At 34.6% G+C, this 18,964-nt stretch carries 22 protein-coding genes; 8 read left to right on the forward strand and 14 right to left on the reverse strand.

All coding sequences use genetic code 11. From position 1 onward, the window contains the following. Positions 1-26 precede the first annotated feature (26 nt). Genes BN1226_RS10450 through ppdD form a run of 4 tightly spaced genes read right to left on the reverse strand, consistent with a single transcriptional unit; the run spans position 27 to position 3,812 of the window. Positions 27-746 (reverse strand): prepilin peptidase, encoded by a 720-nt coding sequence (locus BN1226_RS10450; RefSeq protein ID WP_052506682.1) that lies wholly within the window; start codon positions 744-746, stop codon positions 27-29. Continuing rightward, positions 746-1,960: a type II secretion system F family protein gene (locus BN1226_RS04140; RefSeq protein WP_044470117.1), complete on the reverse strand. Its 1,215-nt coding sequence runs from the start codon at positions 1,958-1,960 to the stop codon at positions 746-748. Before BN1226_RS04140 ends, BN1226_RS10450 begins: the two co-directional genes overlap by 1 nt. Beyond that, the gene (locus tag BN1226_RS04145) at positions 1,957-3,354 is read right to left on the reverse strand and encodes a GspE/PulE family protein (protein ID WP_044470118.1); all 1,398 of its coding nucleotides are present in this window, start codon (positions 3,352-3,354) and stop codon (positions 1,957-1,959) included. The genes BN1226_RS04140 and BN1226_RS04145 overlap by 4 nt, the downstream gene beginning before the upstream one ends. Before the next feature lie 8 nt (positions 3,355-3,362). Then, a complete protein-coding gene (ppdD, locus tag BN1226_RS04150) occupies positions 3,363-3,812 on the reverse strand; it encodes a prepilin peptidase-dependent pilin (protein ID WP_044470119.1) in 450 nt (149 codons plus the stop codon). A gap of 104 nt (positions 3,813-3,916) precedes the next feature. Between ppdD and ampD the strand changes: the two genes are divergently transcribed. Together ampD and BN1226_RS04160 are read left to right on the forward strand one after the other, a co-directional pair. Then, positions 3,917-4,495 (forward strand): 1,6-anhydro-N-acetylmuramyl-L-alanine amidase AmpD, encoded by a 579-nt coding sequence (ampD, locus tag BN1226_RS04155; protein WP_044470120.1) that lies wholly within the window; start codon positions 3,917-3,919, stop codon positions 4,493-4,495. Positions 4,496-4,546: 51 nt separating this feature from the next. Continuing rightward, complete coding sequence (locus BN1226_RS04160; RefSeq protein ID WP_044470121.1) at positions 4,547-5,014, forward strand: surface-adhesin E family protein; 468 nt, start codon at positions 4,547-4,549, stop codon at positions 5,012-5,014. 95 nt (positions 5,015-5,109) lie between these two features. On the opposite strand, the gene era is transcribed toward BN1226_RS04160, so the two are convergent. The 6 genes from era to grcA all read right to left on the reverse strand — a co-directional run bounded on the left by era (position 5,110) and on the right by grcA (position 10,961). Then, positions 5,110-6,063, reverse strand: a complete 954-nt coding sequence (gene era / locus BN1226_RS04165) for a GTPase Era (protein ID WP_044470122.1) — start codon at positions 6,061-6,063, stop codon at positions 5,110-5,112. Then, positions 6,060-6,734 (reverse strand): ribonuclease III, encoded by a 675-nt coding sequence (rnc, locus tag BN1226_RS04170; RefSeq protein WP_044470123.1) that lies wholly within the window; start codon positions 6,732-6,734, stop codon positions 6,060-6,062. Before rnc ends, era begins: the two co-directional genes overlap by 4 nt. 1 nt (position 6,735) lies before the next feature. Continuing rightward, positions 6,736-7,467, reverse strand: a complete 732-nt coding sequence (gene lepB / locus BN1226_RS04175) for a signal peptidase I (RefSeq protein ID WP_044470124.1) — start codon at positions 7,465-7,467, stop codon at positions 6,736-6,738. A gap of 2 nt (positions 7,468-7,469) precedes the next feature. Then, positions 7,470-8,492, reverse strand: a complete 1,023-nt coding sequence (gene lepB / locus BN1226_RS04180; protein ID WP_044470125.1) for a signal peptidase I — start codon at positions 8,490-8,492, stop codon at positions 7,470-7,472. Positions 8,493-8,507: 15 nt separating this feature from the next. After that, on the reverse strand, positions 8,508-10,301 hold the full coding sequence (gene lepA / locus BN1226_RS04185) for a translation elongation factor 4 (RefSeq protein ID WP_044470126.1): 1,794 nt from the start codon (positions 10,299-10,301) through the stop codon (positions 8,508-8,510). Positions 10,302-10,577: 276 nt separating this feature from the next. Next, entirely contained in the window at positions 10,578-10,961 is a 384-nt protein-coding gene (gene grcA / locus BN1226_RS04190; RefSeq protein ID WP_005761890.1) for an autonomous glycyl radical cofactor GrcA, read from the reverse strand. Positions 10,962-11,259: 298 nt separating this feature from the next. Here grcA and ung point away from each other — a divergent pair, with 298 nt between their 5' ends. The 6 genes from ung (at position 11,260) to BN1226_RS04220 (ending at position 15,857) form a co-directional block, all read left to right on the forward strand. Continuing rightward, positions 11,260-11,928, forward strand: a complete 669-nt coding sequence (gene ung, locus BN1226_RS04195) for a uracil-DNA glycosylase (RefSeq protein WP_044470127.1) — start codon at positions 11,260-11,262, stop codon at positions 11,926-11,928. Between the two features lie 54 nt (positions 11,929-11,982). Next, complete coding sequence (gene yaaA, locus BN1226_RS04200) at positions 11,983-12,759, forward strand: peroxide stress protein YaaA (protein WP_044470128.1); 777 nt, start codon at positions 11,983-11,985, stop codon at positions 12,757-12,759. Between the two features lie 3 nt (positions 12,760-12,762). Next, on the forward strand, positions 12,763-13,362 hold the full coding sequence (locus tag BN1226_RS04205; RefSeq protein WP_044470129.1) for a hypothetical protein: 600 nt from the start codon (positions 12,763-12,765) through the stop codon (positions 13,360-13,362). Then, on the forward strand, positions 13,359-14,252 hold the full coding sequence (locus BN1226_RS04210) for a cation diffusion facilitator family transporter (protein ID WP_044470130.1): 894 nt from the start codon (positions 13,359-13,361) through the stop codon (positions 14,250-14,252). The genes BN1226_RS04205 and BN1226_RS04210 overlap by 4 nt, the downstream gene beginning before the upstream one ends. Before the next feature lie 125 nt (positions 14,253-14,377). Then, on the forward strand, positions 14,378-15,343 hold the full coding sequence (pfkA, locus tag BN1226_RS04215) for a 6-phosphofructokinase (protein WP_005761793.1): 966 nt from the start codon (positions 14,378-14,380) through the stop codon (positions 15,341-15,343). A 79-nt stretch (positions 15,344-15,422) separates the two neighbouring features. Then, positions 15,423-15,857 carry a methyltransferase family protein gene (locus BN1226_RS04220; protein ID WP_044470131.1) on the forward strand — a complete coding sequence of 145 codons (435 nt, stop codon included), beginning with the start codon at positions 15,423-15,425 and terminating at the stop codon, positions 15,855-15,857. 57 nt (positions 15,858-15,914) lie between these two features. Here the strand turns inward: BN1226_RS04220 and lpxA are convergent, their stop codons facing one another. From lpxA to BN1226_RS04240, 4 genes are all read right to left on the reverse strand, one after another. After that, positions 15,915-16,703, reverse strand: a complete 789-nt coding sequence (gene lpxA / locus BN1226_RS04225) for an acyl-ACP--UDP-N-acetylglucosamine O-acyltransferase (RefSeq protein ID WP_044470132.1) — start codon at positions 16,701-16,703, stop codon at positions 15,915-15,917. Between the two features lie 22 nt (positions 16,704-16,725). Further along, positions 16,726-17,178 carry a 3-hydroxyacyl-ACP dehydratase FabZ gene (fabZ, locus tag BN1226_RS04230; RefSeq protein ID WP_005761810.1) on the reverse strand — a complete coding sequence of 151 codons (453 nt, stop codon included), beginning with the start codon at positions 17,176-17,178 and terminating at the stop codon, positions 16,726-16,728. 114 nt (positions 17,179-17,292) lie between these two features. Next, complete coding sequence (gene lpxD / locus BN1226_RS04235; RefSeq protein ID WP_044470133.1) at positions 17,293-18,318, reverse strand: UDP-3-O-(3-hydroxymyristoyl)glucosamine N-acyltransferase; 1,026 nt, start codon at positions 18,316-18,318, stop codon at positions 17,293-17,295. Beyond that, positions 18,318-18,866, reverse strand: coding sequence for an OmpH/Skp family outer membrane protein (locus BN1226_RS04240; RefSeq protein WP_044470134.1), 549 nt, complete (start codon positions 18,864-18,866; stop codon positions 18,318-18,320). The genes lpxD and BN1226_RS04240 overlap by 1 nt, the downstream gene beginning before the upstream one ends. Positions 18,867-18,964: the final 98 nt, after the last annotated feature.

The following is an 18,964-nucleotide window of genomic DNA, read 5'->3' on the forward strand; positions in this document are numbered from 1 at the left end:
CGTTACCTTTAGAATGAAATTTTTGGTTATGTTAGCATGTTTATGAAAAAGCTCACAATCGCTCCAATAATGAGAAAAGCTCCAAAGGGAATCATGAGTTGTTTGTTGCTGCCATTATCGGATTTATCCTTGAATAGCCAAATATATGTTAACGCAATAAAGCAAGATAAGGTGACCATCATGGGAAGTAAGGTCCAATCAAAGAAGCTTGCTAAGGCACTGACTAACCAATAATCACCTCGCCCAATGACTTCTTTTTTATAGTAGTAATAACTGCTTAAGTAGATAATATAGAATGTGATAAACCCAATGGCTGCACTCAAAATAGCAGCTTCAAACTGATTAGGTAGAAATTGAAAATAACTTCCAATCAGGCTACATATAAGTAGAGATTGGCAATGCAAAGGCATAATTAATTGATATTGCCAATCAATTCTAGCAATAATATAAAGAATACTGAAACATATGCCTAATAAACCCGTGATAGTAAATGTTTTAGTTGTATATTGCAGTATATAAAATAACCCTGCAAAAGTAATAATATGCGGTTTTAACCCATTGTGTTTTAATACTTTAAGTTGGCTATGTTGGTGAATCTCCTTAGCCGTAAAGTGCGGTATCTGTTGAGAAAATATTTCATAGTAATTTTGATAAATAGCGGTACTGAGATTGAATGTGAAACTTTTTAAATAACTATGGCAGATAACACCTAGTATTCCACCCATTAATGTAGCTAGAAATAACATTAAATTAGATTTCCCATGGTGAAAATAGGTAAATACATACCTAGCATAATAAAACCAATAATAGCTCCAATAATGAGCATCAAAATAGGCTCAAGTAATTGTGACAATAAGTCAATTTTATGGCTGAGTTGTTGATGATAATTTTCAGCTAATTTGCCTAGAATATTTGCAAGTTGTCCAGAACGTTCTCCTACTTGTAAGATTTGTCGAGCTTGTTGAGGAAATAATCGAGATCCTACACTTTCTGAAAATTTATAGCCTTGATGAATTGCCTCTAAAATTAGTTGGACTTCTTCTGTTAATACTATATCCCCTTGTAATTTTTGCGTAGTTTGCCAAGTTTTTATTTTGGGTAAAAAGGATTGCAAAGATTGCTGTAATGGAATTCCCGCAGATAACATTAATTGTAATCCTTGACAAAAATTGATCAGTCTAGCTTGTTGATTAATTTCATTAAAAATGGGAATAAAATTTAATAGCTGTTGTTTGTAATAGTTAAGTTTTCTCGAATATTGTAATTTTTTTCTTACAAGAATGATAAGCAGCAAACATAATAACAACATATGCCAAAAATATTGGGTTGTTATTGATGATAATGATAGTAGTAATTCTGTTATAACGGGTAATTGCTGGCGGTCTGAGTACATTTCGGCAAATTGTGGGACGATAAAAATTAATAATCCAACCGTTAAGCTGATGGAAATACATAATACGGCTAGAGGATAAATTAAAATTTTTTGTAATTTTCTTTTTAAATCAATTTGTTGTTGACGATGTAAGGCAATTTGTTGACATACTAATGCTAATTTCCCTGTCATTTCACCAACTTTAACTAATTGTTGTTCTTGTTGGCTGATATATAATCCTTGTTGTTCTAATGCTTGAGAAAATGAGAGCCCAGATTCTAAATTAGCTAATAGTTTACGCAGCCAATGATTAAGAGCAATTGAAGAGGAATTTTGAATTAAGATAAACAGACTTTCTTTTAAGGTTATTTGGGAATCTAACAACATAGCTAACTGCATCAATAAATCACAAATTTCAGTATTTTTCGGAGTAGTACGAAATTGCCAATCTTGTTGTAATTTGATTTGTTGTAAGCCTTGAGCAAGTAAAAGTTGACGTGCGTGTCGTTCTGATTCGCTAATCAATACTCCCTTTTGCATTTGTTTAAAACGATTAATTGCTTTCCAATGGTAGCGTTTTAATTTCATTGAATTTTTCCTAATACACGTTGTAATTCAGCTTCATCTGTTAAGTTTTGTTGAAGTTTTATTTGTGCGGCATGGTGGAGTGAATCAAAATCCGTTTGATATTTCCACTTTTGACCATTCCAAATAGGATGAAGAAATTGGTATATTCCAATACGCCCTCGGTAACCTTGATAACAATCACATTTCTGAAAATTTTTCTCATTTTGACCGCACTTTGGGCAGCATTTTCTAACAAGTCGCTGTGCAATTACGAGTAATAAGCTGTGATCAATTTCATGTTGTTTTATGCCTAATTGTAGAAGGCGGGAAATTGCAGATTTCGCATCATTGGTATGTAAAGTTGATAAAACTAAATGCCCTGTTTGTGCAGCTCTTAATGCCATTTCGGCACTTTCTTCGTCACGGATTTCTCCGAGCATAATGATATCGGGATCTTGGCGTAAGAAGGTTCGTAATAATGTACTGAAATCTAATCCAATTTGAGTATGAACTTGAGTTTGAATTATACCTTCAAGCTCTATTTCAATAGGATCTTCTGCGGTCATAATGTGTTTGCTTGTTGTATTTAAGTGTTGTAATGCTGTATAAAGAGTAATGCTTTTGCCACTACCAGTTGGCCCTGTAACTAATATTAAACCTTGTGGTTGATTAAGCGCCTGTTCAAATTGTTGCTGTTGAGATTTTTCCATCCCTAATTCACTAAAGGATAAATCAACAGGTTTATTCTGTTGTAAACGTAGAACAATTTTTTCTCCTAAATGTGTTGCTAGAGTTGATACGCGAAAATCTAGCATATCCGCAAAAGTCGTCTTAAATTGAAAGCGACCATCCTGAGGTAAGCGAGTTTCACTAATATCTAATTTTGCTAGTAATTTAAGACGAGAAATGATACGGCTAGTTAAAGTTATATTAATTGGTGGTTGTACTTGCAATACACCATCAATACGGAACCTCACTTGTAAATGATCAGGGAGGGGTTCGAAATGGATATCTGAGGCATTTTGAGTCAGTGCTTGTTCAAAAATATTGTCTAGTAATCGAATGGTTGGCTCATCTCCTTGTTCTGAAAAATCTTGAGGTATCGCCATATTAGTATATTCAAGAACAGTTTCTTCTACTTTTAGAGATTGTGGTTCAAGGGCTTGCAGTAAGCCCTTTAATACTTCAGTTGGAACCAAGATCGGTTCAATGTTTTTACCAGATAAAAATGCAAAGGCATCACAGGCCGCAATATTATTGAGGTTATCAATGGCTAGCCATAAACGTTGCTGATCTTCTTTTACAGGAATAGCAAAATATCGTAATAACGTTTGGTGTTGCTGTTGATTTTTATGCCATAGATGGTCTTCTATGAACATTTCTTCTTGGTAGCAAGTTTTGAATGGAATGCTCATATGATCACTTATTTATCACAGAAACCTGCTGGAAAATCATCTTTATTTGGAGTACAAGTGGTTTCCCAAGTAATGCCTTTTGAAGCGTCACCTGTGGCTTTTAATGTATAGCTAACCCCGCTCAAACTCTCTTTACCTGTGACTTTTATTTCTCCAGATGTGACTTGAATATTGTCGACATATTTTCCTTTGATTTTTTGTGAATTTGCTATGCCATGACTACCAGAGCTACATTCATCTGTTTTACCTTTTTCATAAATACATAATTCTACATCTGCTTTGTAAGGTGCAGATGCTTGGAGCAATTCTGAAATAGCGGCTCTTTTTGTATAATTTTGATAAGAAGGAATTGCAATGCTGGCAAGAATTGCAATAATAGCAATAACAATCATTAACTCAATAAGCGTAAAGCCTTTTTGAAGGTGATAAGATGGAGATAAACTGCGGTAGTTTTTCATAAAATTTTCCTCTAGTGTTAAATGATTCTACAATCTAATAAATGGAGAAAAGAGGCAAAAGGCTTGGCAGAATTTCTCGATCTAACTCGCAAAATATAAAATTTATGGTAGAAAAACAGCAATTAAATATAAAAGATGGGTGGATTACCAGTGTAAGAAAAGTGGTTTCACCTCATTTTGATAAACGACCGTATAATCAGGATATTTCTTTATTGGTGATTCATTATATTAGCCTGCCACCAGAACAATTTGGTGGTGGCTATATTGAGGATTTTTTTCAAGGTAGATTAGATCCAATGGGGCATCCTTATTTTGCTGAGATTCATCAAGTTAGGGTTTCAGCACATTGCCTCATTGATCGAAATGGGCGTATTACTCAATTTGTGGATTTTAATGATCGTGCTTGGCATGCTGGTATTTCTTCTTTTGAAGGGAGAGAAAAATGTAATGACTTTTCCATTGGCATTGAATTGGAAGGTAGCAATACACAACCGTTTACAGAATCTCAATATCAAAGTTTGGCAAAATTGACCAAACAAATTCAAAAAACTTATCCTCGAATTACTACAAATCGTATTGTGGGACATAGTGATATTGCGCCAGGACGTAAGATTGACCCAGGTCAATACTTTGATTGGAGTAAATATCTTAATTTAATTAGCAGTTCATCAAAAAATATGTAAAAATAAGGTAACCTTAATAACCCCATTGTATTATGGTTTAAGGAGTCCAAAATGAAAAAACTCATATTATTATCTATGATGACAATGATGGTTGTAGCTTGTAGTGCTCCTGTAGATGAGAAGCCACTGCCTACCAAACCACTACAACCGCCAGCACTAGTAAGACCTGGCTTTGTAAGAATGTCACCAGATTCACAATATTATGCAGATATTAATTCAGTATGGGTTGATACGAAGAAAAAGCATATGATTCATTTTGATGCTGTAATTAATCTAACCCAAGGGCCTTATCTCTATCAAGATAAAACTCAATTTGCAAGATCTATGCGTCAAGCAAAGATTATCAATTGTGAGACGATGCGTTTAACGCATTTAAATACAGATTACTATAGTGAATTTTGGGGAGTAGGAGAGAGAGTTTCATTACCTCACCAACGTAAAAATACGGTTAATTTACGTTCAGGATCATCTCTGAATACTTTAGCGCAGGTGCTTTGTACTAACTTGTTTAAATATTAGTGCAGATAAATAAAAGTGCGGTTAATTTTTTCGAAATTTTAACCGCACTTTTATAATAAAACCATCTAATGGATTAAGTTATATTTTTATTTAGCTTAATATTCTTCCATATAACCTAAACTACGTAATGCTCTTTCATCATCAGCCCAGCCTGATTTTACTTTTACCCATAATTCAAGGTGAACTTTATTATCAAATAAGCGTTCCATATCTGCTCGGGCCTCAATACCAATAGTTTTAATTTTCTGACCACCTTGGCCAATCACCATTTTCTTTTGACCTTCACGTTCCACTAGAATTAAGCCATTAATTTCATAAGTGCCTCGCTCATTGGTTTTAAATTGTTCAATTTCTACCGTAACAGAATAAGGTAATTCTTCGCCCATAAAACGCATTAATTTTTCACGAATGATTTCTGATGCCATAAAACGTTGTGAGCGATCAGTAACATAATCTTCAGGAAAGTGATGCACCCCTTTACGTAAAGATTGACGTACAATCTTTTGCAGATTATGGACGTTATTACCACGTTGCGCTGAAATAGGAATAATTTCTTTAAAGTTGAATTTACTACTTAATTCAGTAATAAAAGGCAACATTTCATCTTTATTTTTGATGTTATCAATTTTATTGATGGCAAGCACAACAGGTACTTTCGTTTCACGTAGTTTATTAAGTACCATTTCATCATCATCGTTCCAATGTGTTCCAGCAACGACAAAAATGACTAAATCAACATCACTAATCGCACTGCTTGCAGCACGATTCATTAAACGATTAATTGCTCGTTTTTCCTCAATATGTAATCCTGGAGTATCTACATAAATAGCTTGATAAAGCCCTTCTGTATGAATACCAATAATACGGTGACGAGTCGTTTGTGCTTTACGTGAAGTAATCGAAATTTTTTGCCCTAAAATTTTATTTAATAAGGTAGATTTACCTACATTAGGGCGACCAACAATAGCAATGAAACCACAATAAGTTTCTTGCTCAGTGGGATTTTCATCTTTACCCTTGGTAAGGGGATTTAAGTTTGTTTCTGTCATTTAATTCCTAGTTCTGTCAAAATTTGTTCTGCTGCACCTTGTTCTGCTTTACGGCGACTACTTCCTACGCCAATAAAAGTGCGGTCAAGATTGGGAACATTACATTCTACTTTGAATATTTGGCAATGTGCTTCACCTTTGATTTCTTTGACTTCATAAGTTGGCAAAGGTAAGCGATGTCCTTGTAAATATTCCTGCAAGCGAGTTTTTGGATCTTTTTGATTTTCACCTGGCTTGATTTTATTTAATAGCTCTTCATACCAATGTAAGGTAGTTTGAGTTGCGGTTGTTAGATTACTATCTAATGAGATAGCACCAATGATTGCTTCTACACAATCCGCTAAAATAGATTCACGGCGAAAACCACCACTTTTTAATTCCCCTTGTCCTAGCAGTAAATATTCACCTAATTCAAATTGGCGAGCTAAAATTGCTAGAGTCGGTTCACGTACTAAAGTCGCACGCATACGGCTGAGTTCACCCTCATTACAATGGGGAAATTGATGATATAAAGCATCTGCGATAGTGTAATTTAGAATCGCATCACCTAAAAACTCAAGGCGTTCATTATGCTTAGTCGCCGCACTGCGGTGTGTTAATGCTTGTTTTAACAATGCTACATCTTTAAATTGATAATTAATGTGGCGTTGTAATCTATCTAACTGGTTCATATTACTGAATTTTTCTTAAAACACGATTTTGCTGTCTTGGGTTGAAAGCAACGGTGATTGCTTTTGCCATTAAGTTGTCCTGTGGAACAAATCCAAAGAAGCGACTATCAATACTATTTTCTCGAAAGTCACCCATCACAAAATAATGCCCTTCAGGGACAATCCATTCGCCTAAAGAAAGATTATTTTGTTTAAAGTAATGTGCGGATTGGTCATAACGTACTTTGGTTAATAAAATGGAATGTTGAATATTGCCTATTTGTTCGGTACGTTCAATTAATGCTAAGTTTTCACCTCGTTGTGATTGGAGCGATGTTTCTGAATTAATGTAGTTTAATTCACCTTGTTGTCTATAGGTTTGAATTTCACAATGATTAATTTTGCAGTTATTACGCTCATAATTAGGGATAATGGTAACCAATCCTGTTTTTTGATCATATTGAATATGATCACCTTCAATACCAATAACACGTTTCACAAATTCTTCTTGTGGATCTAGAGTATTGGGCTGTTTAAAAATTACAATATCGCCACGCTTGGCTTGATTAAGTGTTGCGATAGTTGAGTCTATCATCGGTACTTTCAAGTTATAAGCAAGACGATTTACAACAATAAAATCTTTCGGCATGATTGTTGGAGCCATACTTGCAGTGGGCACAAGATTAAATACATAAGCAATGCACCCACGTAGCATAGCTAATAAAACAATTAGCTGAGCGATTTTTTTAAACATTATTATTTAATTTGTTGGAAGATTCGCTCAGTACGAATGCCAGTAGGCCATTGATTTTGTTTTTTATCTAAACTCAACCAAATATAAGTGGCTTTACCTACAATATTTTTTTCAGGCACAAATCCCCAGAAACGGCTATCTTCACTGTTATTACGATTATCTCCCATCATAAAATAATGATTTTCAGGAACCGTCCATTCAGTAACATAATTATCTTGTGAGCTATATGCTTTATAACGATAACCTTCAGAAATCGGTTCAGGGAACCAGTGAATTTTATGTTCAACATCCCCTGTTTCAGTTGTTTCTAATGGGCTAGGTCCATAGAGCAAGCTACCATCAGGATTTTGTCCAACAACAAATTGAAATTCTTTATTTTCTACAGGATCAGTATAGGTAAATTCTTTCACATCACAGTTCTCAGTACAAGGTTTACCATTTTTACCATGAATAATTGTAATTTTACGATCCAGTTCATTATATTGAATGCGGTCACCACCAATCCCAATAATGCGTTTTATATAATCAACATTGGGTTGTGGAGGCGCTTTAAACACCACAATATCTCCTCGTTTTGGCTTACCTGTTTCAATTAAGGTGTTTTGAAATACAGGATCTTTGATGCCATATGCATATTTATTAACCACTAAGAAATCACCAATACGTAAAGTAGGTTCCATGGAACCTGAGGGAATCTGGAATGGTTCTATAATAAATGAACGCAAAATTAATACAAAAGCTAATACTGGGAAAATTGATGCAACAAATTCAGAACCTTCAGAGATTGGTTCGATGTTTTGTTTTTCCTCTTCAGTTAAAACTTTACCTGAACGTTGTTCAATACGTAGAATTTGGCGTTTACGTTTTGGTTGATGTACAAAACGGTTATAGCACCATAAAATCCCAGAAATAACGGTTAGGATAATTAATAGGATAGAGAAGGTATTAGGTAATGCAAAATGATCTAATACTTTCCAGAGCCCAAAACCGACTACTAAAAGAATCGGTAAAAAAAAGTTAGACATAAATGTTTTCCTTATTTAGTCTTTACCTACGTGTAAGATGGCTAAGAACGCTTCTTGAGGAACTTCAACATTTCCCAATTGTTTCATGCGTTTTTTACCTTCTTTTTGTTTTTGTAAAAGTTTTTTCTTACGACTGACGTCGCCACCATAACATTTTGCTAATACGTTTTTACGTAATTGTTTAACTGTTGAACGGGCAATAATATGGTTACCGATTGCCGCTTGAATCGCAATGTCAAATTGTTGACGTGGAATAAGTTCTTTCATTTTTTCCACTAAATCACGACCACGATAAGGGGCATTATCTTTGTGGACAATTAAGGCTAAAGCATCAACTCGTTCAGAATTAATCATAATATCAACCCGCACCATATCAGCAGATTGGAAACGTTTAAAACCATAATCTAAGGACGCATAGCCCCGAGAAGTGGATTTCAAACGATCAAAAAAGTCAAGAACCACTTCACCCATTGGGATTTCATAGGTTAGGGCAATTTGATTGCCATGATAAACCATATGAGTTTGCACGCCACGTTTTTCTACACATAATGTGATGACATTGCCTAAATATTCTTGTGGCACTAAAATATTACATTCTGCAATAGGTTCACGAATATCAGCAATATTATTTAATGGCGGTAATTTTGCAGGGCTATCCACATAAACGATATCACCATTTGTTAATTCTACTTCATATACTACAGTGGGGGCAGTAGTAATTAAATCAAGATCATATTCACGCTCTAAACGTTCTTGAATGATCTCCATATGTAATAAACCTAAGAAACCACAACGGAAACCAAAACCTAATGCAGTTGATGTTTCTGGCTCATAAAATAATGAAGCATCGTTTAAACTCAGTTTTGCCAGCGCATCACGGAAAGCTTCATAATCATCAGAACTGACTGGAAATAATCCCGCATAGACTTGAGGTTTTACTTTCTTAAAACCTGGTAATGCAGAGGAGGCTGGGTTATGTTGTAGTGTGAGAGTATCGCCTACAGGCGCCCCTAAAATATCTTTAATTGCACAGACTACCCAACCAACTTCACCACATCCTAGTTGTGTAGTATCTTCTTGTTTTGGAGTAAAAATACCTAAACGATCAACATTATAAGTTTGACCTGTACTCATCACTTTAATTTTGTCACCTTTTCTTAAAGTTCCATTTTTAATGCGAACTAAAGAAACGACACCTAAATAGTTATCGAACCAAGAATCAATAATTAAAGCCTGTAATGGTGCTTCAGGATTGCCTTCTGGTGCTGGAATTTTGGCCACGATCTCTTCTAATACATCTTCCACACCAACACCTGTTTTAGCTGAACAACGTACTGCATCTATTGCATCAATTCCAACAATATCTTCAATTTCCTCGGCGACTCGTTCAGGATCAGCAGCAGGTAAATCAATTTTATTAAGCACAGGAACTACTTCAAGATTCATTTCAATCGCCGTGTAACAGTTGGCTAAGGTTTGAGCCTCAACGCCTTGCCCTGCATCTACCACTAATAAAGCACCTTCACAAGCCGCTAAAGAACGAGATACTTCATAAGAAAAGTCCACGTGTCCTGGAGTATCGATAAAATTTAATTGGTAAGTTTCACCATCTTTTGCTTTATAGTTTAAGGTAACACTTTGTGCTTTAATGGTAATACCACGCTCACGTTCAAGATCCATTGAATCTAATACTTGAGCTTCCATTTCACGATCAGATAAGCCTCCACAAGTTTGGATTAAACGATCAGATAAGGTTGATTTACCATGGTCAATATGTGCAATAATTGAAAAGTTACGAATATTTTTCATCTTAAATGTTCTATGTTCTAAATAGTTATTTTTATATAAGGTGATTTCAGAATTGTGCTAAAGTTTAATCGGCTGATTTTACCTGAAAGTGTATAAGAGTGCTAGGATTATCGTTGAATTTACGCCTTTTAATTAAAAAAATTTTTAAAAATGTGACCGCACTTTTATTCTCAAATGATGGCAATATTGAGTCATTAAAATAATCAAAAATGTATATAAAAACACCCCAAATGCCAGGCAATTGAGGTGTTAAAAATTGCTAAACTAAGTTCTAAATTATAAACTTTCAGTGAAAGTACGAGTAATAACGTCGCGTTGTTGCTCTGGTGTTAATGAGTTGAAGCGAACGGCATAACCAGAAACACGAATAGTTAATTGTGGATATTTGTCAGGATTGTTAACAGCATCTTCTAAAGTTTCACGACGTAATACATTAACATTTAAATGTTGACCACCTTCAACTTTCACAGTTGGAGCAACATTGACAGGTAATTCACGATATTCGATTTGACCTAATTCATTAATTGCAACAATTTGGTCTTCTGCAAATTGTGCTTTAGCGACTAAGCAACGAGCTTCACCTTTGTCACTATCTAATAACCAAAATGAATTTAATAAATTATCATTTGCTGCTTTAGTAATTTGAATACCTTTAATCATAAAGTTGCCTCCCAAATATTGGCATTGTTAATATAAATTGTTTAAGTGTTGTACAGTTTATCAATTTTTTTTAAAAATTCAACTATTTTTGATAAGTAATATAAAAATATTTTATAAAAACTATCTTAATTTGATAAAAACAAGCTTTTCTGATTGCTTATTAATCTATTTAACTTTTTTATATCAACTTGTTATGCAATCTTTTCGGGCATTTTATAAAAATTTAAGCATATTTTTTATATTCACTGGAATTAAAGTTATTTATAATTTATAAAAAATGTTTATGGAGAGGAAAATTATGGCAACTTGGAAAGATGTTATCGGTGCAGAAAAAGAACAAGCTTACTTTCAGCATATTTTACAGCAAGTTCATGCAGAACGTATGGCAGGTAAAACAATCTATCCTCCTCAACATGATATTTTTAATGCTTTTAAATTGACTGAATTTGAACAAGTAAAGGTTGTTATTTTAGGGCAAGATCCCTATCATGGACCTAATCAAGCCCATGGATTAGCTTTTTCTGTATTACCTGGTATTACTCCACCGCCTTCATTAATGAATATGTATAAAGAATTATCCACTGATATTGTTGGATTTAAGATTCCCAATCATGGCTATTTAATTCATTGGGCAGAACAAGGCGTATTGTTGCTTAATACTGTTCTTACCGTAGAACGAGGTCAAGCTCATTCTCATGCTCAATTTGGTTGGGAAACCTTTACTGACCGAGTTATTGCCAGTCTAAATGAACATCGCAATAATTTAGTGTTTTTATTATGGGGAAGTCATGCTCAGAAAAAAGGACAATTTATCGATCGTCAACGTCATTGTGTATTAACTGCTCCTCATCCTTCTCCTTTATCAGCCCATAGAGGGTTCTTAGGTTGTCATCATTTTTCGAAAACTAATAAATATTTAAAAGCACATCATATTCCAGAAATTGATTGGCAATTGACCGCACTTTAAGGCAAGTTTAATGTATAATATGAAGCATATCTCGGCACTAGAAAGGGAATATTTATGCTAGCAATTATTTCTCCTGCGAAAACTCTTGATTACCAAAGTGCGGTTCCTAAATTTGAATTTACTCAACCGCATTTGACCCAATATAGCCAACAACTTATTGATATCTGTCGTAAATTATCACCTGCACAAATTGCTTCGCTAATGTCTATTAGTGATAAACTAGCGGGCTTAAATATGGCTCGTTTTGCTGAATGGCAAATTGCTCATAATGAGCAAAATGCTAGAGCTGCCATTTACGCTTTTAAGGGGGATGTTTATACAGGCTTAGAAGTGGAAAGCTTAACTAATGGTGATGTGTTATTTGCACAAAAACATTTGAGAATCCTATCTGGCTTATATGGACTATTAAAACCTTTAGACTTAATGCAAGCTTATCGTTTAGAAATGGGGACTAAATTAGTAAATACTAAAGGCAAGGATTTATACAGTTTCTGGGGCAATATTATTACTGAGTCTGTGCAAACCGCCTTAGATGAGCAAGGTGATAATATTTTAGTCAATCTGGCTTCTGATGAATATTATAAATCAGTAAAAGCAGAGAGTTTAAAGGCTCAGATAATTAAACCGATATTTTTAGATAATAAAGCAGGTAAATATAAAGTTATTAGTTTCTATGCTAAAAAAGCAAGAGGACTAATGTGTCGCTATATGATTCAAAATCGTTTAACTCAGGTTGAACAACTTAAAGAATTTGATCTCGCTGGGTATTGGTTTGATGAAAAAGCATCTTCTAGCAGTGAATTTGTATTTAAGCGTGATTTAGGTAAATAATTCATGAAAAAATATTTTATTTTTGCCCTCATTGGTTTATTAACAGGTTGTGTTAATACAAAACATGTAGAAAATCTTGAAAAACAACCGCACTTAGTCGTTCCAAAAGAGATTAATCATAATGCTAAAACTTATTATCTAAAAGCTCAGCGTGATTTAGGTAGTATGTCTCGTTATGTGTATTTTGAGAAAAAAGAAACGCCGACTAATTGGAAAAGTGAAATTGAAGTATTACATGATGTCAATGCAGAAAAACGCTCATTAGAAGAGCGTAAGAAGCTTCGTGAGAAAGTATATAATAATACAGGAGTTGAACACTTCCAATTGTTTGAAAAAGATCATTCGCTGTATTCTTTTGTGATTTATGCACCTTCTACTCAATATAATAATTGGCAAGTGAACGTGGCCAAAGGCGAAAATGTGGAAGGCTGTGGTTTCGTTCAATATCAATATGCATTAAAGATTCCTAAAACGAAGAAATTAATGAATATGGGAAAAGTAAAACTTATTGGATATTTGAAAAAATATGCTGTTGATAAAGAAATGCAACGAATTAGCTCAATGGAGTGGAATTGGGTTTGTAAAGTAAATAATAAATCATGAGTTCTCAATATTCTGATTTAGTCAAAAGGGCTTCTTTTGCTGCAATTTTTACTGCAATAACGTTAATTGTGGTTAAATTATTTGCTTGGTGGCAAACAGGCTCGGTGAGTATGTTGGCATCCATTACAGACTCTACTTTAGACTTATTAGCTTCATTTACTAGTTTATTGATTTTGCGCTTTGCATTAATGCCTGCAGATCATAATCATTCTTTTGGACATGGCAAGGCGGAGTCATTGGCTTCAATGGCTCAAGGGGCTTTTATTACAGGTTCTGCATTTTTTCTCTTATTACAAGGTATTCATCGTTTAAATAATCCTATGCCTGTAGAAAATACAGGCATAGGGATCAGTATTACGATGTTTTCAGTTGTTATTACTTTTATTCTTGTTTTGTATCAAGGGCGAGTGATTAGATTTACAGATAGCCCCGCAATAAAAGCCGATCAATTACATTATCAAACTGACTTAGTTATGAATGCAGCAATTTTAATTTCGTTGTTATTAGGCTATTTAGGATTTAATTCTGCTGATGCCATTTTTGCGATTTTGATTGCTATTTATATTTGTATAAATGGAGCAAAAATGATGTTTGATGCGGTTCAATTATTATTAGACCTAGCACTACCTGATGAAGAAATTAAACAGATTGAGCAACTCATTATGCAAGATAAACGTATTCTTGGTTTTCATGATTTGCGTACGAGACGTGCAGGCGAAGTCCGCTTTATTCAAATGCATTTAGAGCTTGATGATCATCTCAGTTTTTTGCAAGCACATGAAATTACTGAAAAGCTGGAAAGGCGTTTAGAACAGGCATTTCCTACAGTGGAAGTCGTTATTCACCATGAGCCAACAAGTATTGTTCAAGCAGAAAAGAAGATGATGTAATTTGAAATTTGATCTTAGTATAATTTTTGTCAGAAATCCCTAAATTTTTATAGAAGAGAAACACTGATTCGTGTATCTTATACCCCGAAATTATTATTGATTGATATATTAAGGTAAAAAAGCCTATGATTAAAAAAATTGCTGTATTGACAAGTGGTGGTGATGCGCCTGGTATGAATGCCGCTATTCGTGGTGTTGTTCGTACTGCATTAGTGGAAGGATTAGAAGTCTTCGGCATTTACGATGGTTACTATGGGCTCTATCATGATAAGATTAAGCAATTAGATCGCTATAGTGTTTCTGATATGATTACTCGTGGTGGTACATTTCTAGGTTCAGCACGTTTTCCTGAATTTAAAAAGCCAGAAGTTCGTAGAAAGTGCGCAGAGATATTAAAATCTCATGGTATTGATGCCTTGGTAGTGATTGGAGGTGATGGATCTTATACGGGGGCAAAATTACTTACAGAAGAACATGGTATTCAGTGCATTGGGATTCCAGGTACAATTGATAATGATGCACCAGGTACAGATTATACTATTGGCTATCAAACCGCATTACAAACAGCAGTCGATGCAATTGACCGTTTACGTGATACGTCAAGCTCTCACCAACGTATTTCTATTGTAGAAATTATGGGGCGTCATTGCAGTGACTTAACTATTAATGCAGCGATTTCAGGTGGGTGCGAATATATTGTTGCCTCAGAAGTCGAATTTAATCGTGAAGAATTAATTCAAGAAATTGAAGATAGCATTAAAAAAGGTAAACGCCATGCTATTATTGCGATTACTGAATTGATCACAGATGTACATGCATTAGCGAAAGAAATTGAAGCACGCGTTAATCATGAAACCCGTGCAACAGTATTAGGCCATATTCAACGAGGTGGATCACCTTGTGCTTTTGACCGTATTTTAGCTTCACGTATGGGTGTGTATGCTGTTCAACTTTTATTACAAGGTAAGGGTGGATATTGTGTAGGTATCCAAAATGAGCATTTAGTTCACCATGATATTATTGATGCAATTAATAATATGCGTCGTTCATTTAAGGCTGAATTATTAGCCATTGCTGATAAGCTAGTATAATTTATTTTTATTGAATATAATCAATAGGTTCTTTTTTGAGAACCTATTTTTATTTTAAGATCAGTCAATTAATATATTTATGTTATTTATTCCTCCACCATTAATTTTTGTATTTACAGGAATTTTTATTAAATTTCTACCGCACTTAGGTTTATTATTACCAATGCACTTTACCGCTAGTGTGGTGGCTATTGTTGCAGTTACTGTCGCAAGTTTAGGTGTATGGGAGTTTCATAAACATCAAACTACAATTAATCCATATCATCTTGAAAAAACAGATAGACTAGTGACTTCGGGTATTTATCGTGTTAGCCGTAATCCAATGTATTTAAGTTTACTATTATTTTTAGTTGCAGAGGTATTATGGCTTGGGAAACCAACGGGTTTATTGGGGATTATTATTTTTATTTTATGGATGAATATGGGGCAGATCAAGGAAGAGGAAAAAATACTAACCGATAAGTTTACTGAGGATTATCTAAATTATTGCAAAAAGGTGAGACGTTGGCTCTAGATATTAAAAGCTGCTCCTTCATATTTAATTTAACTCAGGAGCAGAATAATAGAGCTATTAACGAATAATTCCACGAGTTGAACGTTTAAAGAAATCAACGAAGAAACTAATTGATGATTCTTTTTGTGCAACTTGTTCAATTTCAGGTAAAACTTCTTCTAATGTTTTATCACCACGGTAAATCAGCTTATAAATATTGCGAATTGCATGTAGAGTAGGTTTATCAAATCCACGGCGTTTTAATCCTTCAATATTTACACCAAATGGTCTAGCATGATTACCTTGCGCCATCACATATGGTGGAACATCTTGGCTAACCATGGAACCGCCGCCCAACATTACATGAGCACCAATGATAACGAATTGATGAATAGCTGACATTCCTCCAACAATGACAAAATCATCTAATTGTACATGACCTGCCAAGGTTGCATTGTTCGCAAGAATACAACGATTTTTGATAATACAATCGTGAGCAATATGGGCATTAACCATAAATAAATTATCATCACCAATTTTAGTTACGCCTCCACCTTGCGTTGTACCTCGATGAATGGTCACGCTTTCTCGAATATGGTTGCGGTTACCTATCACTGTTCTGGTTGGTTCACCATGATATTTTAAATCTTGGTTTGTATCGCCTATACTGGCAAATTGATAAATTTGATTATCTTCCCCTATACGTGTAATACCTTTCACAACAACATGAGAATGTAATACAGTACCTTTGCCAATTTCGACTTCTGAGCCAATTAAACAGAAAGGCCCGATAACGACATTTTCCCCAATGATTGCGCCATCTTCGATAATTGCACTTGGATGAATTTTTGCACTAGAATGAATCATCTAAAAAGCTCCTTTCTTTAGCCTATCTGCGAGCACACATTAGTTTAGCTTCACAAGCTATCTCGTTACCAACTTTTGCTATACCAATGAAAGATGTGACACCTCGGCGTTCTTTGATCACTTCTACATTTAATTCAAGGCAATCACCAGGCAAAACAGGACGCTTGAAACGAGCATCATCAATACCCGCAAAATAAAATAATTGACCACCTTGGAGTTCATGGGTTTTAAATGCTAATAAGCCCATTGCTTGTGCAAGTGCCTCTAAAATTAATACCCCAGGTAAAATAGGTTTGGTTGGAAAGTGTCCAGTGAAACAAGGCTCATTTACACTGATATTTTTATATGCTTTTAGCCATTTGCCTTCTTCATAATCCACAACACGATCCACTAATAGAAAAGGATAACGGTGTGGTAATAATGTCATAATTTCGTGCGCTTCAATAATTCTTGGTGCTCTAGTTTCTGTTGTCACGATTTTACCTTTTGTTATTTATGATATGAAATAGGTGTAAATTATACGTCAGTTAGTCAAAAATTTATAGGGGAGAAAAAGAAAAACGTACTTTCTAAAGTACGTTTTTGTGATTTATTTGATGAATTTCTTCTCTAGTGCTTTTAAGCGTTTATTCATTTTATCAATATCTAAGGTTAATGCCGCAGTTTTGCGCCATTCTTTATTGAGTTGAGCTGGAATACCTGATGAATAAATGCCTGGCTCTGTAATAGGTCGAAGAATCATACTCATGCCAGTAATAACCGCTTGGTCACAAATTTCCATATGACCATTGATGACACTCGCTCCGCCGATTTGGCAATAACGACCTACAGTTAAACTACCAGCCATAATTACCCCACCAGCTATGGCGGTACCAGTACCAATATGTACATTGTGGGCAATTTGGCAAAGATTATCAATAATGACATTATCTTCAATGACTGTTGGATCTAGGGCTCCTCGGTCAATACATGTACATGCTCCAATTTCTACATGATTACCAATATGTACGCTACCTGTTTGAGGAATCTTAATCCAACGACCACGTTCATTAGCATAGCCAAAACCATCAGAACCAATGATTGCCCCTGACTGAATAAGGCAATTTGTACCAATTTGTACATTATGATAGATGCTGACATTTGCCCATAATTGAGTATTTTCCCCAATTTTAGTATTTTTACCGATAAAACAACCTGCCCCAATAATAGCATTATCACCAATTTCAACATTGTCTTCGATAACAGCATTGGCACCGACAGAGACATTTTTGCCTAATTTTGCTGAGTTTGAAATAACCGCACTAGGTGCGATGTTTGTAGCAGCTTTAGGTGTCGTGTCCATATATTGAGCGAGAATGGCATAAGCTACATAAGGGTTTTTAGTAATGATTAAATTACTATTTTCTCTACAGAATTCTATATCTGCTTCAGAAATAACCAAAATTCCTGCTTCTGATTGAGATAAAAGAGGACGAAATTTAGCATTAGAAATGAAAGTAAGTTGGTTTGGGGCTGCTTTATCTAATGGTGCAATACTTTCAACTGTAACATCGGCGTTACCACGAATGGTAGCGCCGATTTGTGCTGCTAATTCTTTAAGAGAATAGTGTCGCATTATTTAGTAGCTTCTGCTGGTTTTGCTGGTTCTTCAACTTTACCGCCAATTGCTTTTAATACATCACTAGTAATATCTTTACCATCTACGGCAAATACTACAGAATTGGCATCTAACACATAAGTATAGCCTTTTTCTTTAGCTAAGTTATTTGTTGCAGATTGGATTTTTTCTAAAATTTTAGCACGTTCTTCAGTTTGACGTTTTTCATTTTCCATTTGGAATTTACGTACTTGTTGATCATGCTCTTGCATTAGTTTATTGATTTCTTCTTCACGTTTTTTTAAATCTGAAGGACGTTCTTTAGGATTTTTAGCATCTTTTTCTAATGCTGCAATTTTACCATCAATAGATTTTTTATTTGCAGCTAATTTATCTGCTTGTTCTTTAAATTCAGCATCTAATTTTTTTGCTACTGCTTCACGATCTGGGTGATTTTGGAATAAATAACCTGCATTAATAAATGCAATATTTTCAGCTGCGATTGCCATTGATGAAGTGAATGCTAAAGCTAAAGAAAGTGCGGTTGCTTTTACGACTTTTTTCATTGGATTATGTTTCCTTTAAGTAAGTGTTAATATGCTGCCTTAAACTAAGTGATGTTTAAGGCAGACGTCGAACTATTTGACTAACGAAAGATTAATAA

Source organism: Mannheimia massilioguelmaensis (genome assembly GCF_000940515.1).
Taxonomy (GTDB): Bacteria; Pseudomonadota; Gammaproteobacteria; order Enterobacterales; family Pasteurellaceae; genus Basfia; species Basfia bettyae.

Coding starts and splice junctions, on each gene's coding strand:
- BN1226_RS04210 (WP_044470130.1), top strand. CDS start 13,359: ATGAGTTCTCAATATTCTGATTTAGTCAAAAGGGCTTCTTTTGCTGCA.
- ppdD (WP_044470119.1), bottom strand. CDS start 3,812: ATGAAAAACTACCGCAGTTTATCTCCATCTTATCACCTTCAAAAAGGC.
- BN1226_RS04140 (WP_044470117.1), bottom strand. CDS start 1,960: ATGAAATTAAAACGCTACCATTGGAAAGCAATTAATCGTTTTAAACAA.
- era (WP_044470122.1), bottom strand. CDS start 6,063: ATGACAGAAACAAACTTAAATCCCCTTACCAAGGGTAAAGATGAAAAT.
- BN1226_RS04160 (WP_044470121.1), top strand. CDS start 4,547: ATGAAAAAACTCATATTATTATCTATGATGACAATGATGGTTGTAGCT.
- ampD (WP_044470120.1), top strand. CDS start 3,917: ATGGTAGAAAAACAGCAATTAAATATAAAAGATGGGTGGATTACCAGT.
- BN1226_RS10450 (WP_052506682.1), bottom strand. CDS start 746: ATGTTATTTCTAGCTACATTAATGGGTGGAATACTAGGTGTTATCTGC.
- yaaA (WP_044470128.1), top strand. CDS start 11,983: ATGCTAGCAATTATTTCTCCTGCGAAAACTCTTGATTACCAAAGTGCG.
- ung (WP_044470127.1), top strand. CDS start 11,260: ATGGCAACTTGGAAAGATGTTATCGGTGCAGAAAAAGAACAAGCTTAC.
- grcA (WP_005761890.1), bottom strand. CDS start 10,961: ATGATTAAAGGTATTCAAATTACTAAAGCAGCAAATGATAATTTATTA.
- pfkA (WP_005761793.1), top strand. CDS start 14,378: ATGATTAAAAAAATTGCTGTATTGACAAGTGGTGGTGATGCGCCTGGT.
- lepB (WP_044470125.1), bottom strand. CDS start 8,492: ATGTCTAACTTTTTTTTACCGATTCTTTTAGTAGTCGGTTTTGGGCTC.
- BN1226_RS04240 (WP_044470134.1), bottom strand. CDS start 18,866: ATGAAAAAAGTCGTAAAAGCAACCGCACTTTCTTTAGCTTTAGCATTC.
- BN1226_RS04220 (WP_044470131.1), top strand. CDS start 15,423: ATGTTATTTATTCCTCCACCATTAATTTTTGTATTTACAGGAATTTTT.
- lepB (WP_044470124.1), bottom strand. CDS start 7,467: ATGTTTAAAAAAATCGCTCAGCTAATTGTTTTATTAGCTATGCTACGT.
- lepA (WP_044470126.1), bottom strand. CDS start 10,301: ATGAAAAATATTCGTAACTTTTCAATTATTGCACATATTGACCATGGT.
- BN1226_RS04145 (WP_044470118.1), bottom strand. CDS start 3,354: ATGAGCATTCCATTCAAAACTTGCTACCAAGAAGAAATGTTCATAGAA.
- BN1226_RS04205 (WP_044470129.1), top strand. CDS start 12,763: ATGAAAAAATATTTTATTTTTGCCCTCATTGGTTTATTAACAGGTTGT.
- rnc (WP_044470123.1), bottom strand. CDS start 6,734: ATGAACCAGTTAGATAGATTACAACGCCACATTAATTATCAATTTAAA.
- lpxD (WP_044470133.1), bottom strand. CDS start 18,318: ATGCGACACTATTCTCTTAAAGAATTAGCAGCACAAATCGGCGCTACC.
- lpxA (WP_044470132.1), bottom strand. CDS start 16,703: ATGATTCATTCTAGTGCAAAAATTCATCCAAGTGCAATTATCGAAGAT.